15 protein-coding genes are annotated in these 15780 nt (G+C 50.3%); 10 read left to right on the top strand and 5 right to left on the bottom strand.

What is annotated here, in order from left to right; all coding sequences use genetic code 11:
* Window positions 1–11: 11 nt before the first annotated feature.
* From IEX02_RS14195 to IEX02_RS14175, 5 genes are read left to right on the top strand one after another with little or no spacing between them, the layout of a single operon-like run.
* On the top strand, window positions 12–737 hold the full coding sequence (locus IEX02_RS14195; RefSeq protein ID WP_188696496.1) for an SURF1 family protein: 726 nt from the start codon (window positions 12–14) through the stop codon (window positions 735–737).
* Complete coding sequence (locus IEX02_RS14190; RefSeq protein ID WP_188696493.1) at window positions 715–1266, top strand: redox-active disulfide-containing membrane protein; 552 nt, start codon at window positions 715–717, stop codon at window positions 1264–1266. The genes IEX02_RS14195 and IEX02_RS14190 overlap by 23 nt, the downstream gene beginning before the upstream one ends.
* Window positions 1267–1278: 12 nt before the next feature.
* Entirely contained in the window at window positions 1279–2256 is a 978-nt protein-coding gene (locus IEX02_RS14185; protein WP_188696490.1) for a COX15/CtaA family protein, read from the top strand.
* A gap of 9 nt (window positions 2257–2265) precedes the next feature.
* The gene (gene cyoE, locus IEX02_RS14180; RefSeq protein WP_188696487.1) at window positions 2266–3177 is read left to right on the top strand and encodes a heme o synthase; all 912 of its coding nucleotides are present in this window, start codon (window positions 2266–2268) and stop codon (window positions 3175–3177) included.
* Window positions 3174–3806 carry an SCO family protein gene (locus tag IEX02_RS14175; protein ID WP_188696484.1) on the top strand — a complete coding sequence of 211 codons (633 nt, stop codon included), beginning with the start codon at window positions 3174–3176 and terminating at the stop codon, window positions 3804–3806. The genes cyoE and IEX02_RS14175 overlap by 4 nt, the downstream gene beginning before the upstream one ends.
* 73 nt (window positions 3807–3879) lie before the next feature.
* Here IEX02_RS14175 and IEX02_RS14170 read toward each other — a convergent pair whose 3' ends face one another.
* On the bottom strand, window positions 3880–4941 hold the full coding sequence (locus IEX02_RS14170) for a polysaccharide deacetylase family protein (RefSeq protein WP_229702230.1): 1062 nt from the start codon (window positions 4939–4941) through the stop codon (window positions 3880–3882).
* 42 nt (window positions 4942–4983) lie between these two features.
* Between IEX02_RS14170 and IEX02_RS14165 the strand changes: the two genes are divergently transcribed.
* Window positions 4984–6318 carry an MATE family efflux transporter gene (locus tag IEX02_RS14165; protein WP_229702229.1) on the top strand — a complete coding sequence of 445 codons (1335 nt, stop codon included), beginning with the start codon at window positions 4984–4986 and terminating at the stop codon, window positions 6316–6318.
* A gap of 54 nt (window positions 6319–6372) precedes the next feature.
* Here IEX02_RS14165 and nfuA read toward each other — a convergent pair whose 3' ends face one another.
* The gene (gene nfuA, locus IEX02_RS14160) at window positions 6373–6948 is read right to left on the bottom strand and encodes a Fe-S biogenesis protein NfuA (protein WP_188696480.1); all 576 of its coding nucleotides are present in this window, start codon (window positions 6946–6948) and stop codon (window positions 6373–6375) included.
* Between the two features lie 206 nt (window positions 6949–7154).
* Between nfuA and IEX02_RS14155 the strand changes: the two genes are divergently transcribed.
* Complete coding sequence (locus tag IEX02_RS14155; protein ID WP_188696477.1) at window positions 7155–9707, top strand: M14 metallopeptidase family protein; 2553 nt, start codon at window positions 7155–7157, stop codon at window positions 9705–9707.
* Between the two features lie 5 nt (window positions 9708–9712).
* On the opposite strand, the gene IEX02_RS14150 is transcribed toward IEX02_RS14155, so the two are convergent.
* A complete protein-coding gene (locus IEX02_RS14150) occupies window positions 9713–10294 on the bottom strand; it encodes a ComF family protein (protein ID WP_188696474.1) in 582 nt (193 codons plus the stop codon).
* A 140-nt stretch (window positions 10295–10434) separates the two neighbouring features.
* Between IEX02_RS14150 and bioH the strand changes: the two genes are divergently transcribed.
* The 3 genes from bioH to IEX02_RS14135 all read left to right on the top strand — a co-directional run bounded on the left by bioH (window position 10435) and on the right by IEX02_RS14135 (window position 12569).
* Window positions 10435–11220: a pimeloyl-ACP methyl ester esterase BioH gene (bioH, locus tag IEX02_RS14145; protein WP_188696472.1), complete on the top strand. Its 786-nt coding sequence runs from the start codon at window positions 10435–10437 to the stop codon at window positions 11218–11220.
* 75 nt (window positions 11221–11295) lie between these two features.
* Window positions 11296–11616, top strand: coding sequence for a hypothetical protein (locus IEX02_RS14140; RefSeq protein ID WP_188696469.1), 321 nt, complete (start codon window positions 11296–11298; stop codon window positions 11614–11616).
* A 5-nt stretch (window positions 11617–11621) separates the two neighbouring features.
* Window positions 11622–12569 (top strand): putative metalloprotease CJM1_0395 family protein, encoded by a 948-nt coding sequence (locus IEX02_RS14135; RefSeq protein ID WP_188696616.1) that lies wholly within the window; start codon window positions 11622–11624, stop codon window positions 12567–12569.
* Between the two features lie 52 nt (window positions 12570–12621).
* Here IEX02_RS14135 and IEX02_RS14130 read toward each other — a convergent pair whose 3' ends face one another.
* Window positions 12622–14937: a Tex family protein gene (locus tag IEX02_RS14130; protein ID WP_188696467.1), complete on the bottom strand. Its 2316-nt coding sequence runs from the start codon at window positions 14935–14937 to the stop codon at window positions 12622–12624.
* A gap of 101 nt (window positions 14938–15038) precedes the next feature.
* The gene (gene greB, locus IEX02_RS14125; RefSeq protein WP_229702228.1) at window positions 15039–15518 is read right to left on the bottom strand and encodes a transcription elongation factor GreB; all 480 of its coding nucleotides are present in this window, start codon (window positions 15516–15518) and stop codon (window positions 15039–15041) included.
* Window positions 15519–15780: the final 262 nt, after the last annotated feature.

The raw sequence follows: 15780 nt of genomic DNA, 5'->3' as shown, positions 1-15780 counted from the left end.
GTGCTTCTCCTATGCTTTTGAGGCTGCGCGCTCTGCCACTGCTCGCCGCGTTACTGGCGTTAGTGGCCATTATCATTATGTTGAGACTGGGCTTTTGGCAGTTGGCGCGCGCTGAACAAAAACAAGTTCGTGAGCAACAACTGGAGCAACGACTGGCATTGCAACCCTTGTCTTTACAAGATATTAACAGACAGGTTGGGGATGTCGCGGATTTTCCTGTACAGGTTTCCGGAACCTTTAATACAAACCGCATTTTGTTGTGGGACAACAGGGTGGTGAAGGGACAGGTTGGCTACGAAGTATTGGTGCCGATGGCCACCAATTACGGCGAGGTGTTGATCAATCTGGGGTGGCTCAAAGCGCCTGCGCTACGTGAGCAGTTACCTGCCATTGCGCTACCTACCCACAGGCTTACGTTGGATGGCATGATAGTGGTTCCTGGCCACAATCCTATCAGCCGTGAGGTGCTCGAAAGTGGCTGGCCGAAGCGAATTCAGCAGCCAGACCTGAGCTATGTCGCGGACATCTTGCAGCTCGATATATTGCCTTATGTTGTGCAGGTAAGTAACACCACGCAATTTGGCTTTCAGAATAACTGGCGTCCAGTGGTGATGCCCGCAGAAAAGCATCTGGCCTATGCAGTGCAGTGGTTTGGGCTGGCACTGGCTTGTTTGATTGTTACCTTAGTAGCTATAACAAAACAAAGGAAAAAGCATGGCAAATCCATCTCACCGTAAAACCATGTTGTTGGTTGCTGCCGTTTTCATTTTACCAGTGGCGCTGGCCAAACTGGCATTAGAAATGGATTGGTTTAGTCGCGCTTCGACCAATAAAGGGGTCTTGCTTGAGCCGATTCCAAACCTGGCAAATTTGGATAGTCAGCATAAGTGGCGTTTGCTGTATGTGTTGCCATCACGCTGTGATGCCGCGTGTGAAAATGCCCTGGTGGCAATTAATCAGGTATGGGTTGCGCTGGGTCGTGAGCAAGATCGGGCCGAGCCTTTGGTTATCGTAATGGCTGATAGCGACGCCAAGCCACGTCAGCATCTCAGTGAATTTCCCGGCATCAGAATGATGCAGGCAAGCCAACAGGATGTTAATGAAGTGTTTAAAGATGTGCCAACTGATGGTATTTTTTTAGTCGACACGCTGGATAATGTGGTTTTGCGTTATCCACCGCAAATAGAACAACAACAAGCCGTGCTGCATAGCCGGGATATACTGGCCGATCTGCGAAAACTACTGAAGCTTTCCAGAATCGGATAAGGGAATGCGCTAATGAGAAAGTTAGTGCTGGCAGCCTTACTGCTGGCCTTCGTCGTCGTTATATTGGGAGCTTATACCCGTCTTACCGATGCCGGGTTAGGCTGTCCAGATTGGCCTGGGTGTTACGGTTTTCTGCATGTCCCCATGCATGATGAGCATGTCGAACTCGCAGAAGCTGCCTTTCCTGAGCGTCCTGTCGAAGCACATAAAGCCTGGAACGAAATGATCCATCGCTATTTTGCTGGGGCGTTGGGACTGGTTATTCTGGCCATTTTCCTTATCAGTCTGATCAAAAGGGCACATCACCGCCCCCTTAAGTTGCCATTTTTATTGGTCGGCTTGGTCACCTTCCAGGCAATGCTTGGGATGTGGACCGTCACCATGAATCTGATGCCGCTGGTGGTGATGGGGCATCTGCTCGGTGGTTTTACCGTATTAAGTTGTTTGTTTCTGCTGCTGCTGAGATTGACACCTTACCGTATCCCTGGCGGTGATCCTGGTTTGCGGCGCCTGGCCGGATTTGCCTTGTTGGGTTTATTGATTGTGATTGGGCAAATTGCTTTAGGCGGTTGGGTGTCTGCCAACTACGCGGCGCTGGCCTGCACTGAGTTACCTGTTTGTGAGACTAACTGGCTACAGCGATTGGATCTGCCGGGCGCCTACTCTGTAGTGGCGGCAGATAATTATGAATTTGGTACCCATGATTATGATGAGCGCATGACCATGCATATTATGCATAGGTTTGGTGCTTTGCTGACCTTTGTTTATTTGTGCTGGTTCGCCAGCCGCTTGTATAAAGCGGCTTCATCCAGCCTGTTCCGCAAACTTGCGGTGGTATTGGTGTTAGTGTTGGGACTACAAGTGGCACTGGGTGTAGGTAACGTTGTTTTCAGCTTACCTATCGCTATCGCGGTCGCACACAATGCGGTTGGGGCGTGTTTGCTGCTGACCCTGGTCATGATTAACTATACCTTGCTGCGAAAGACTTAGGAGGTCTCTATGGATAAGACTGTCGGTGTAAGCCAACGTGATATTCACACCAAGGCTGGGTGGCGGGATTACTATGAAATGACCAAGCCTAATGTGGTACTGCTGCTATTACTGACCGCTTTGGTTGGTATGTGTTTATCGCAACCGGGCTGGTTGGCCTGGCAGCCTCTGTTGGCAGGGCTATTCGGCATAGGTGCATTGTCCGCGTCTGCGGCGGTAATCAATCACGTAATGGACCGGCATATAGATGCGCAAATGGCCAGAACCTTTAACCGCCCGGTTCCCAAAGGCAAAGTCAGCCCCAAACAAGCGTTAATTTTTGCCTTTGCGTTGGCCTTTGTGGGTTATCTTGTTTTAGAGATATGGGTGAACCGCCTGACAGCGTTGCTAACGTTGGCGAGTTTAGTGGGCTATGCGGCTATTTATACGCTTTATCTTAAACGGGCCACCCCACAGAATATTGTTATAGGGGGGCTGGCTGGTGCTGCGCCACCCTTACTTGGATGGACCGCCATGACGGGCGAAGTTCACCCTCATGCGCTGCTATTGGTGTTGATCATCTATACCTGGACCCCACCGCACTTCTGGGCATTGGCCATTCACCGGGAAAAGGATTATGCCCGTGCGAAGATCCCTATGCTGCCGGTGACTCATGGGGTTGAATACACCAAACTGTCGGTGCTGCTTTATACGGTGTTGCTGGGTATCGTCTGCTTGCTGCCCTATTTAGTGGGCATGACCGGGGTAATCTATCTGGCGGGGTCCAGTGTGCTTAATGCGGTTTTCCTGTATTACGCGCTCAAGCTTAAGTATGCCCCTCAGGAAAACACCGCCATGCAGACATTTAAGTTCTCTATTGTGCATCTGATGCTGTTATTCTTACTGTTGTTGTTGGATCACTACTTTAAATTTGTCCTATGAAACAGAAAGTTATTATTGCACTCGGGCTGTTGCTGGCCCTGATTGGCGGCATTTATTTATCACTTTCTCTTAAACCTGCCGGTATGCCAGAGCATGCCAGCCTTTATCCTCAGGCCCGGGAAGTACCAGATTTTTCATTACTGGATCAACAAGGTCAGCGTTTCGGTAAGGAAAGACTGATGGGGCATTGGACATTGGCCTTTACCGGTTATACCTTTTGTCCCGATATTTGCCCAACCACACTGGCAGAGCTTAAACGCATTTATCCGCAATTAAAGGCAATCTCACCGGATATTCAGGTGTTATTTTTATCTGTGGATCCCAACCGCGATACCCCCGAACGATTGAACGAGTATGTGAATTTTTTTGAGCCGGAGTTTATTGCTGCTACCGCCGAACATGCCGAGCTTTTTCCCTTCGTACGCAGTCTGGGTATGATGTACGCCATCGCTGGCAGTACAGACACTCCCGACTATTTGGTGGATCATAGTGCGTCTATTACCTTGATTAATACCAAGGCGCAGGTGATAGGGCGTTTTAAGCCGGTTCTGGCACCAGGCGCCATGGCGGTGGTGAACCCCGAGCATATTCTGCAGGATATGCCGTTGATCTTAGCAGGTGGTCACTAGCCAACGGCAGAGATTCAGCAAATGAGGCTATCTGCACAATTCATATAGCCTCATCCTCTCGTCAGACTTCGTACTAATCTAACCAGCGACCATCATTGGTCGGGACAAAAAACGGCTGAGAATGCCAGTAGTAGCGTGACGGATCCTGCTTGCTGGGGGCTGTGCAGTTTACTCTGGCACGCCCAGCTGACAAAGGGGTCGGGACTGTTAGACTAAATACGTCCTGCATTTCCCAAACCGGCTCCAACTTCTTACCCTGAAAATAGCAAGCCAGCTGCGTAGGACGGATGTCACTGGTATCAATCTTTGTGGTCCAGGTTGGTTGCAGATTATCCAGTGCCAACTCCGGATTTAACGGATCATAAAGACTGGGCATAGCCAAGCTGCTGAGTTTAACTTTCAGTGTCTTAAGGTTGGCGTAGACACCGGCCGCAGGGAAGCGAGGTAGGGCGGTCATATCACTATATGGGGCCACGGCACCGGATTGCTGACCAAGGCCGATAAAGCCCAGCTCTTTTACTAACGCCTGCAGATCACTGTTGTATTCGCCATAGGGGTAGGCCAGGTAGCGCAGGCTGTAGCCCAATTCTTTTTGCAACTTTTCCTCCGCGCTGAGGATTTCTTGCTTCAAGTTGGCTAACCACTGCGCCTTGCTCATATTACCGCGACTTAGCAGATGCTGATGGTGGTTGGTGTGATTGGCAAACCATACCCCATCTTTTTGCATTTGCTTCACTTGTTGCCAGCTTAGTTGCTGACTTTCGTTACCGATAAGGGCCGGATTAATAAATACCGTATAGTTGAAACCGTGGCGCTGCAAAATGGGATGAGCGTTTTCCAGTATGTTGGTAAAGCCGTCGTCAAAGGTAATAGCTACGGCGTTGTCGGGAAGTGCCTGATGGCGGCTTAACTTATACAGCATATCCTGAAGGGAGATGACATTATGGTGCTCAGCCAGATACTGCATATGTTCGGTGAACTGTTCGGGACTGACCGAGGTGGAAGCCGGAGTGTCTGTACTGACATGGTGATACTGCAGAATCACCCCGTGATGTTGCAGGGTAAGTTCGGAGGCTGGCAGGATTTGGCTCATCAATATCAGGGATAGCAAAGCTGGCAATTTTATACGCGGCATAAGACCATAAGCTCCATCTTTCTTAAATGCGCTGAGCTTAACTTGTCTGCAGGACTTTTTCAGCAATTGCTGAACCCCGCTGAAAACCGTCGGATCGTCGTTTTATCCCTGCCAATGATCCTGAGTAATGTAACCAATCCACTGCTAGGAATGGTAGACACTGCCATTGTCGGTCATTTAGGCGCCACACATTACCTGGCGGGTACCGCCGTCGCTGGCATGGTTATCACACAGATCTACTGGCTATGTGGCTTTTTACGTATGTCGGCGACGGGACTAAGTGCCCAGGCTCTGGGCGCGGCCAATACCGCAGAGGCGGCCAGGGTCTTTTACCAATTGTTACTGCCGGCAGTACTGTTTGGTATGTTACTAATCCTTTGCACGGATGCATTGACGTGGGCGGCGGTGCTATTTGCCGATGCCGATACGCCCACCACGGAAGTCATCCATCATTACCTGCAAGTGCGGGTGTGGGGAGCGCCTGCAGCCCTGGCAAATTTGCTGCTCATGGGGTGGCTGATAGGACAGCAAGCGACCCGAACCGTGATGACTATTCAGATCCTGGCCAATTTATTCAATGCCTTACTCAGTTATGCCTTAGCTATGGGCCTGGACATGGGCGTATCCGGTGTGGCGACCGCGACCGTGATTGCCGAATACGGTATTTTTATTAGTGGCTTACTTGTTGTGTTGTCGCGAATAAAAGGCGTGCGGCCAATAGTAGGGTGGTTTACTGCGCAGGGATACCGACATGTATTGGCATTGAATTTTGATATCCTGCTACGAAATTTAGCCTTGCAACTAACCATGGCATTTATGGTTTTCCAGGCAGCGCGGCTGGATGCCCAAAGTGTCGCGTTAAATGCGCTGTTAATGCAGTTCTTTGTGATAACGGCTTTGGGTCTCGACGGCATTGCTTATGCGGTGGAGGCGCTGGTGGGGGAAGCGAAAGGTAAACAGCGCCAAGACCTGTTGCATCTGCAAGTTTGCCGGGGTCTCGCATGGTCCATGTTATTGGCGTTGCTGTATTGTCTCGGATTTGTGCTATTTGATCACGCCATCTTAAGGTTGTTGACCGACCTGCCGTCACTGATTGCGCTGGCCGAAGGCTATCTGTTGTACATCTGGTTACTTCCCATAGTGGGGCATTGGTGCTTCTTACTTGATGGGGTATTTATTGGATTAACTCGTGGGCGGGAGATGCGAAACAGCATGTTGTTGTGTGCATTGGCCGTGTTTCTGCCCGTTTGGTGGCTGATGTATGATGCTGGCAATCATGCCCTCTGGATAGCGTTTCTGGCATTCTTGGCCGGGCGAGGTATTACGCTAGGCTGGGCGTACTGGCGTTTGTGGCGAGCGCAGACCTTGTTGGCGTGATCAAAAAGCCCGTCAGGTGACGGGCTTAATCTATATTTGCTTGGCTCAACACTATTAGTAGTAAGAGTGTTCGCCGGCCTGGTGTTCGGTGGCATCCATAACCCCTGTCAATTCTGGAAATTGCGCCAGCATCTGCTTTTCAATCCCTTCCTTAAGCGTTACATCAACCATAGAGCAACCGTTACAACCGCCACCAAACTGAAGTACGGCCTTACCGGCGGGCGTAATCTCGATCAGTACGACTTTGCCGCCATGGTTGGCTAACTGTGGGTTGATTTCTGAATCAATCATGTAGTTTACACGTTCAATCAGAGGTGCATCATCGGCCACACGACGAACCTTGGCATTGGGAGCTTTAAGCGTGAGTTGCGAGCCCATTTGATCGGTAACGAAATCAATTTCGGCTTCTTCGAGAAAAGGCGCGCTGTCTTTATCTACTACCGCATCAAAACCGTCAAACTCCAGGCAAATATCTGAGTTTTCCACGGCATCCGGTGGACAATAAGACACCCCGCATTCGGCTGTGGGCGTGCCGGGGTTGACCACAAACACTCTGATATTGGTATCAGGTTCCTGTTTATCCAGGAGTTTACGAAAATGGGCCTGTGCGGATTCGGAAATGTGAATCATCGGGTTCTCTCGACTGCCAATATGGGGGCTATGATAGCAAAAATTACTTGAGTAAAACACTCGGGTAATGAAATTCTTTGTCGTCTGTGTAATGCAAAAAATCAGCCTGAGGCCAATCGCCTAGTATTTGCTTTAACGAAACTGGTAACGCACTTGTTTAGCTGTTAGCTTGGTGTGAAAAGGTTAGCTAAATCAAGGGGCTAAACATGAATGTGTTGAAAAGAATAAGCCTGTGGGCACTGTGGTTGCTGGTTTCGCCTGTATCTATGGCGCAGGTAGCCAGCGATTTGGACTATCTCCCAAACGATATTCAATATGATGCTAATGTACCTACTCCTGAGTCTGTACTTGGTTATCCGGTTGGCACTTGGCACGTTCGACATGATCAGATTGTTCACTACCTGTATCAGTTAGCCGAAAGCTCCCCCAGAGTGTCTATTGAAGAAATTGGTCGCTCTCATGAGCAGCGCCCCATCTTGCTTTTGGCCTTTAGCTCGGCGGCGAACCAGCAAGATTTGTCGACACTGCGTAAAACGCATTTGGCATCTTTAGGCGGTGACAAAAACGCTACTTCACCCTTGGTGCTCTGGATGGGGTATAGCGTCCACGGCAATGAGCCCTCGGGTGCTAATGCCGGACTGTTGGTTGCGTACTACCTGGCTGCCGCTCAAGGCCCTAAGATCGAAAAACTGCTTAACGACACTGTCATTCTGTTGGAGCCGGCCTTAAATCCAGACGGGCTGTCCAGATTTGCCCAGTGGGCGAATATGCACAAAGGGTTGAATCTGGTGTCCGATCCTAATCATAGGGAACACAAGGAAGGTTGGCCCAGTGGGCGCACTAACCATTACTGGTTCGATCTGAATCGTGATTGGTTACTGCTTACTCACCCTGAATCACGTGCCAGAATAAGCCAGTTTCACCAGTGGCGGCCCCATGTACTGACGGATTTTCATGAAATGGGTACCAATAGTACCTTCTTCTTTCAGCCGGGTATCCCAACCCGCAAAAACCCCTGGACGCCAGATGAGAATGTTGAACTGACCCATGAGTTGGGGAAATTCCATGCATCTGCTTTAGACGCGGCGGGACAGCTGTACTACACACAGGAAGACTTTGACGACTTCTATTACGGCAAGGGCTCAACCTATCCCGATTCCATGGGGAGCGTGGGCATCTTATTTGAACAGGCCAGCAGCAGAGGTCATTTACAGGACTCTATACACGGGCCGCTGTCCTTCCCAGCGACTATTCAAAACCAGGTAACGACCTCAATATCGACCTTTGATGGTGCCTTGGCTAATGCTCAAAAGCTGAAGGATTATCAGCGGGGATTTGCTGCACAAACCGCCAGGTTGGCGTCCAAAGACGATGTATCCGGCTATTTGCTCAGTGAAGCAAAAGATAAAAGCCGTTTTAAGGCGTTGCTGTCTATTTTAAGTCAGCATCAAATTCGTATGCATGGCCTAAGCAAAGATCTGGAACTGGAAGGGCGTAATTATGCCAGTGACAACACCGTCTTTGTTCCCCTGGACCAGCCGCAGTACCGTCTGATTAAGTCCATTTTTTCAACCCGGACCAGTTTTAATGACAATACGTTCTACGATGTATCTAACTGGAACTTACCGCTGGCCTTTGATATTGACTTTGTGGCAGTGGAGAAAGGGAGATGGCGCAAATTACCCTTGAGTGACAGTTTGCCAACCCTGACTGCACAGCCTTCTGAATTAGACGCAGGTGCTTATGCCTATGCGTTCTCCTGGCAGGATTCGAACGCGCCTAAACTACTGCAGTCTTTGCTTGCCAAAGGACTTAAAGTCAAGGTGGCCGGTGGGGCTTTTACGGCGAACACAAATCAGGGAGATATCGCTTTTGAGGCCGGTAGTGTGATTATTCCCCGGGCCTTAGCTCAGCCTGACGGCTGGCAAAGGTTGATTGAACAGGCCAGTCACCAAGCGGGTGTTAGAGTGTGGTCTGTAACCTCAGGTCTGACGGCGCAGGGCAGTGACCTGGGAAGTCGTCAAATGGCCATGCTGAATCCGCCCAAGACCCTGCTAGTTGGGGGAGAGGGCACATCACAATATGAAGTTGGTGAAGTCTGGCATTATCTTGATCAGCATGTCGGTCTGCCTGCTTCCATCATTGAGCTGGAGCGTTTGCATCGTGTTGAGTTAGCAGCATACAGCCATATTGTGATGGTTGAGGGTAACTATGGAAAACTTAGCGAAGCGCTCACGGATAAGCTTGAAGCCTGGATCCGGCAAGGTGGGGTATTGATTGCGCAGAAAAGTGCCGCCAAGCTGGCCGCCCAGCAGGAGTGGTTACAGGCCAGTTTTGTCTCTGACAAAGAGATTCAGGATGTGTTTGACACTAAAACGCTGAGCTTCTCCGACCAGGAAGCCTTGCAGGGCAAACAACGCATCGCTGGTGCGGTATTTGCCGGTCAGGTTGATCTGAGTCACCCCCTGGCATTTGGTTACTCTGACGCCAACGTTGCCTTCCTGCGTAACAGTAATATGGTGATGCAGGCCGCTGACAAGCCTTTTATTACCGTTTCAAAATACAAAGCTAAAGCCTTGCAGGCAGGCTATGCCAGCGAGGAGATGCAAAGGCTGCTGTCGGGACGAACGAATCTGGTGGCCAATAAACTGGGTAAGGGGATAGTGATTGGCACGACGGACAATCTGACCTTCCGTGGTTATTGGTACGGAACCAGTCGCTTCCTGAGTAACGCGATATATTTATCTCCTCTAATGTAGCGCGTTCAGTTTGAGCCAGGTGACAGGCTAATGGCAATGGCCCAGACCTCAATATGCAGGCTGGGTCGCGCTTTTTTCAACACCTTACACAGGCTATTAACTGTGCTTCCTGTGGTTACTATGTCATCAAATATTGCGACATGGTCGTAGCATGGTTGATGGCACAAGCTAAAAGCATCTTGCAGGTTAGTGCGTCGTTTGGCGCCGCTAAGCCGGCTTTGCGCCTGCGTTGCCTTGATACGCCGACAAAGCTGGGTATCGAGGGCAATACCGCTCAGGCAAGATAGATGTTTGGCTATTTCTATCGCTTGATTGTATTTACGCTCTGTGTAGCGTCTGAAGTGCAAAGGCATAGGCAATATTACCTCTGGTACCTTGGCGCCGTTTACGAGTGCAACCCGATAAAACTGCTCAGCCAGCGCTTTGGCATTTAAGGTACGTTGATTGAACTTCAGTGCGGTCAGCAGCCTGTCCCAGGGCCAGCTATACTCTGCGCTGACCAATAACCTGTCATAGCTGACCTGATGCAGTCCACTCTTTATCTTGGGCCAGTTAAGCAGGTTGTAATTACATTGCGATAGTGCCAATACGGGGAGGTCTGCCTGACAATATTGACAAATAAGTGCTGTAGCCGCTTGTTGGCACAGCAAGCAGCTCTGCGGAACGCGGCATCCTATTGTTTTTAGCCATCTTGCCATTACACTGACCTCCTTTGTGCAAAGAGTAGATGATTTTGCTGTTACATTCCGATGTTGTGGGTACCGGTCCAAAAATTCTGTTGTTACATGGTTGGGGATTAAACAGTGAGGTGTGGCAGCCGCTGATTGAGCGTTTGCAGGGTTCATTCCAGTTTGTGCTAATGGATTTGCCGGGCTTTGGCCATAATCATCAGTCTGTACCGGATAGCTATGATCTGGATGCCTTAACCGCGCTGGTTGCACAACAGTTAAAGGAACCAATGATAATAATGGGATGGTCATTGGGTGGGCTGGTGGCTCAACAACTGGCTCTTAACTATCCGGCTTTAGTGCGAGCCTTAATCTGTGTGACCAGCACCCCCAAGTTTCTGGCTACTGACCAGTGGCCCGGCATAAAGGCCGAAGTGCTTAAAGCCTTTGCCATGCAGTTACGCTCCGATCCGCACAAAACCATAGAGCGCTTTTTGGCTATTCAGGCGCTCGGCAGTGAGCGAGCGAAAGCGGACATACAAAATCTGAAGACCTTGCTGGTCAAGCGCCCTAGTCCTTCGAAAGTGGCTTTAGCTAGCGGTCTGGCGATTCTGGAACAAGCAGATTTGTGTGAAAAAATTTGCACTATCGGTTGCCCAACCTTGAGAATCTACGGTCGCAATGACAGTTTGGTGCCCAAGGCGACATTAGAGTTGGTTGAGCACCTGCAACCTAAGGCATCGTCCATGCTGTTTCCCGCTGCCTCGCACGCGCCTTTTATTTCCCATGCTGATGAATTTGCCAATGCTATCAGAGATTATTTGGCTAAGTGCCTGATGGCTTAAAGCTGAATTGAGCGAAAGGCTTCTATTTTTGCCCAAATTGGTTAATAATTATCCACGAGGTAATAGGGGTAGTTTATGTCGATGAATGTCGATAGCAATATCAATTCGGCCATTCTGTCGGGTACGCTCGGTTTGCAGCGTGCATCGGATGGTATTACTCAGCATTCTGTCAGCTTGGCACAAGAACAGGCCCAGCTTCGCGATCCTCAGGAAGTGTTGGCTGATGCTGCCATGCAGCAAATTGGCTTGCAGAGTAAGCTTTTGCCTTCTGGGGGCGATACTATGACTAATGATTTAGTCGGACTGACCCTCAACCTGCGTAATGCGCAAGCTAACGGTAAAGTGTTAGAAGTCGCTAAAGACACCGTTGGTCGTTTAATCGACGAGTTAGCCTGATTATGATGAACATTGCTGCGCCCGCATTGACAGCCTTCCCGCTGAATACCGCCAACCTGAATACCGAGGCGGCGCGTCGCGACAATGTAGCCAGAGAAACCGTTCCCCAGCTTACCAATACTGAAAACTCGGCAGCGGAATCTGGATTAGGTTCCGAGTCTGATCGTGTTAAAACACCCGGCCAGGCGCCTCAACCTGTCACCTACGAAAAGCCCAGTCTGAATCCGCAGTCTGCATTGCAAGGAGAGGGGGGGCAGCAGAAGGATAATGCTGAGGATCCCAGTGCAGGTAAGCAGGATGCTCAGGACCAGCAAGAAAGCGCTAGCGAACAGAAGAAAATTCAGGAACTAAAACAGCGCGATCAAGAAGTAAGGGCGCATGAACAGGCCCATGCTGCTGTGGGCGGACAACATGCAGGCGCTCCCAGTTATGAGTTTGAAACCGGTCCTGATGGGAAGCGTTATGCGGTAGGTGGCGAAGTCAGTATTGATATTTCTGAAGGTAAGTCCCCCGATGAGACGCTGCGTAAGATGCAGCAAGTCCGGGCGGCAGCCTTAGCGCCAGCGGAACCTTCTCCTCAGGATTTACGGGTTGCATCTGAGGCGCAACAGCGCGCTGCAGAAGCACGGCAGGAGATTGCCCGAGACTCGGCGCAGAATGCCCAGCAGGCGGTGCAATCTGTGGCCGATGGGCAATCTGGGCAGCAAGACAGTGCTACTTCAACGGCGGAGCTTAGCGATATTGTCGAGGGTGGTGGTGTGAGCCCACCGCGACGTACTTTGCAGGAAACCGATCCGGTAGCAGAAGCGGTGGGGCTTGAGTCCCCTGGCACGGAGTTTCGTCATGGACAGGCTAGTTTGGATGTTGAGATTAGCGCCCGAAGTTTGCGTATCGACAGTTTCTATCAACAGGTATCACAACCCAGAGCCTATTCGTTGCAGCACAGCGCGTAAAAGAGCAATGATTGAAAAGACAACGCCCCACAATGGGGCGTTGTTGTTTGGATCAGGATTTTTTCGCTTTAGCTAAGGCTTCTGCTAAGGCATTGCCCATGGCGCTGTTGGCAGGTTGTGCCTGGCGCTGTGGTTTAGCCTGATGATTGCGTTGGCCTTGTGGCCTGGCGCTTCTTTCCTGCTTAGCCTGTGCCTGTTTTGGAGCGGGCTCGTCATTGAGTCGCATACTGAAAGAAATGCGATTTCGCGCCACATCCACTTCCATTACCTTGACCTTGACGATATCCCCGGCTTTTACCACTTCACGGGGATCGGAGATAAACTTATCTGTCATGGCAGAGATATGTACCAGGCCATCCTGATGCACGCCAACATCCACAAAGGCACCAAAGTTAGCCACGTTACTGACTACGCCTTCGAGGATCATGCCAGGCTTCAGGTCGCTTACCTGTTCGATACCTTCTTTGAAGGTTGCGGTTTTAAACTCCGGGCGTGGATCGCGTCCGGGTTTGTCCAGTTCCGCCAGGATATCGGTGATGGTGGGAATACCAAAGCTCTGGTTCGCGAAATCCTGGGGCTTCAAAGACTTTAATAGATCCTTATTGCCCATCAGTGTAGCGATATCCGCACCTGCACTTTCACTAATGTGCTTAACCAGCTCATAAGCTTCCGGATGCACTGCCGAAGCATCCAGTGGATTCTTGCCACCCATTACACGCAAAAAGCCAGCCGCTTGCTCGAACGCTTTGGGGCCCAGCCTTTCAACTTTCAGCAGTTGCTTTCGGTCTGCAAAAGCGCCGTGTTGGTCGCGATAGCTGACGATGTTGTGCGCCAGGGTGCGGTTTAAACCGGATACATAGCTAAGCAGTGCCGGAGAGGCCATGTTCAGATCTACTCCTACCGCGTTAACACAGTCTTCTACGACGGTATCCAGGGACTTGCCTAACTGGCTTTGGCTGACATCGTGCTGATATTGACCGACGCCTATGGCTTTAGGCTCGATTTTTACCAGTTCGGCCAATGGATCTTGCAAACGTCGGGCAATAGATACTGCTCCACGAATTGAAACATCCAGATCCGGTAACTCGTTGGACGCCAGTTCTGAGGCAGAATAAACCGAGGCACCTGCTTCGCTTACTACGATTTTATTGATTTTCAGATCAGGCAAAGCCTTAACCACTTCGCTGGCCAGCTTGTCTGTTTCCCGTGAGGCGGTACCGTTACCAATACTGATCAGTTGGACTTTGTGTTGCTGGCACATCAAGGCCAGGGTACGTACCGATTTATCCCACTGGTTCTGGGGAGCATGCGGGTAGATTGTATTAGTCGCAACAACCTTACCTGTGGCATCAACCACCGCGACTTTAACGCCGGTACGTAAGCCTGGATCTAGGCCCATGGTAACCTTGGCACCAGCGGGAGCAGCCATCAGCAAGTCCTGCAGGTTTTTGGCAAATACGGTGATGGCCTCCAACTCGGCCTTTTCACGCAAGCTGCCAAACAATTCATTTTCCATGTGTAGCAGGATTTTTACCCGCCAGGTCCATTGCACCACAGATTGCAGCCATTTGTCGGCTGCGCGACCGTTGTCACGAATATCAAAATGCTGAGCAATAATGCCTTCACACTGCGAGCTGCGGTCACCTTCTTCATTGGCGGGGTCAGCATTCATGGAGACTTGCAATACCCCTTCATTGCGTCCACGGAACATGGCCAGGGCGCGATGCGATGGGGTTTTACTGAGCTGTTCGCTGTGCGCGAAATAATCTGAATATTTCGCCGCTTCTTTTTCTTTACCGGCCACGACTTTGCTCTGGATGTGGGCTTCCCTGGTGAGGTGCAGACGAACCTTTTGCAGCAGGGCGGCATCTTCGGCAAAGCGCTCCATTAAAATATAGCGGGCCCCTTCCAAGGCAGACTTGGTATCGGCTACATCGGCATTGAGGTATTCAGTGGCCAGGCTTTCAGGCTCCTGACTTGGGTCTTCAAACAAGCTATTAGCCAGGGGTTCCAGACCGGCTTCAATGGCAATCTGGCCCTTAGTACGGCGCTTGGGTTTGTAAGGCAGGTAAAGATCTTCAAGCTCGGTTTTGTTGTCGGCGGCCAGTATTTGAGCCTGTAATTGGGGAGTTAGCTTTTCCTGCTCGCCAATGGATTTAAGAATTACCTGGCGACGATCTTCAAGGTCACGTAAGTAGCCTAAACGTTGTTCGAGGGCACGCAGTTGCGTGTCATCCAACCCGTTGGTGGCTTCTTTGCGGTAACGGGCAATAAAGGGAACTGTGGCTCCGTCGTCCAGCAGGGTAACAGCGGCTTGGACTTGTTGGGGAGAGACGGAGAGTTCTGATGCAATTTTTTCTATGATCATGAGGTGCCTTGGTGGCTGATGATAATGTTAAACAGGGCCTTTATAAGGGCTATGCAGGCAAAATTCCAGCCCAGAACCGGTAATTGCTTACAAAAACCTCGTCAGTCCTGGCCAGGATAGTGAATTTCAATAACAAACCACTGTTTTCGGCCCGTTGGAGTTTGTACCCACACTTCGTCATCCACTTCCTTTTTGAGCAGAGCGCGAGCCATGGGGGAATCAATGGAAATGTAGTCTTTTCGGGCATAGATTTCATCTGGCCCGACAATACGAAATTTGCGTAATTCGCCTTGTTCATTCTCCACCTCCACCCAGGCCCCAAAAAATACTTTGCCCTTTTGCTGTGGTGAATAGTCCACCACTTTAATGATTTCCAAACGCTTTCGCAGATACCTGACACGCCGGTCTATCTCGCGCAATAGCTTCTTATTATATTGATAATCTGCGTTTTCGCTGCGATCGCCAAGGCTGGCAGCCCAGGCTACCTTCTTGGTTACCTCAGGACGCTTTTCACGCCACAGATGATCAAGTTCCTGCTTGAGGCTGTTAAATCCTTCCCGGGTTATAAGGTCTGTTTTCATAGGTTGTGTAGTCTGCATAGCTTGATGGTGCCCCGTTATTTCTCTCTGCTCAGTGCAGAAAGGTGCGCTATAACATGGCGAGGCACATCAGGCTGTTGTTATGACAAAAACGTTTCAAAAGGTCGGCGCAATTTACCCTAAATCTTCTACACTAAAAGTTAGGTAACGGCAGGGGAATTGCGAGTAAAGCATCCCATACTGCTTGAGTTACCTGCCACGCATGAAGCCTATGCTACCAGGTGAAATGCCTAACCATCTTGTC

Origin of the sequence: Bowmanella pacifica, from assembly GCF_014645355.1 — a bacterium.
In the GTDB taxonomy this organism is placed as follows: domain Bacteria; phylum Pseudomonadota; class Gammaproteobacteria; order Enterobacterales; family Alteromonadaceae; genus Bowmanella; species Bowmanella pacifica.
The sequence above is the reverse complement of the archived record's forward strand: the minus strand, read 5'-3'. Positions and strand labels throughout refer to the sequence as shown.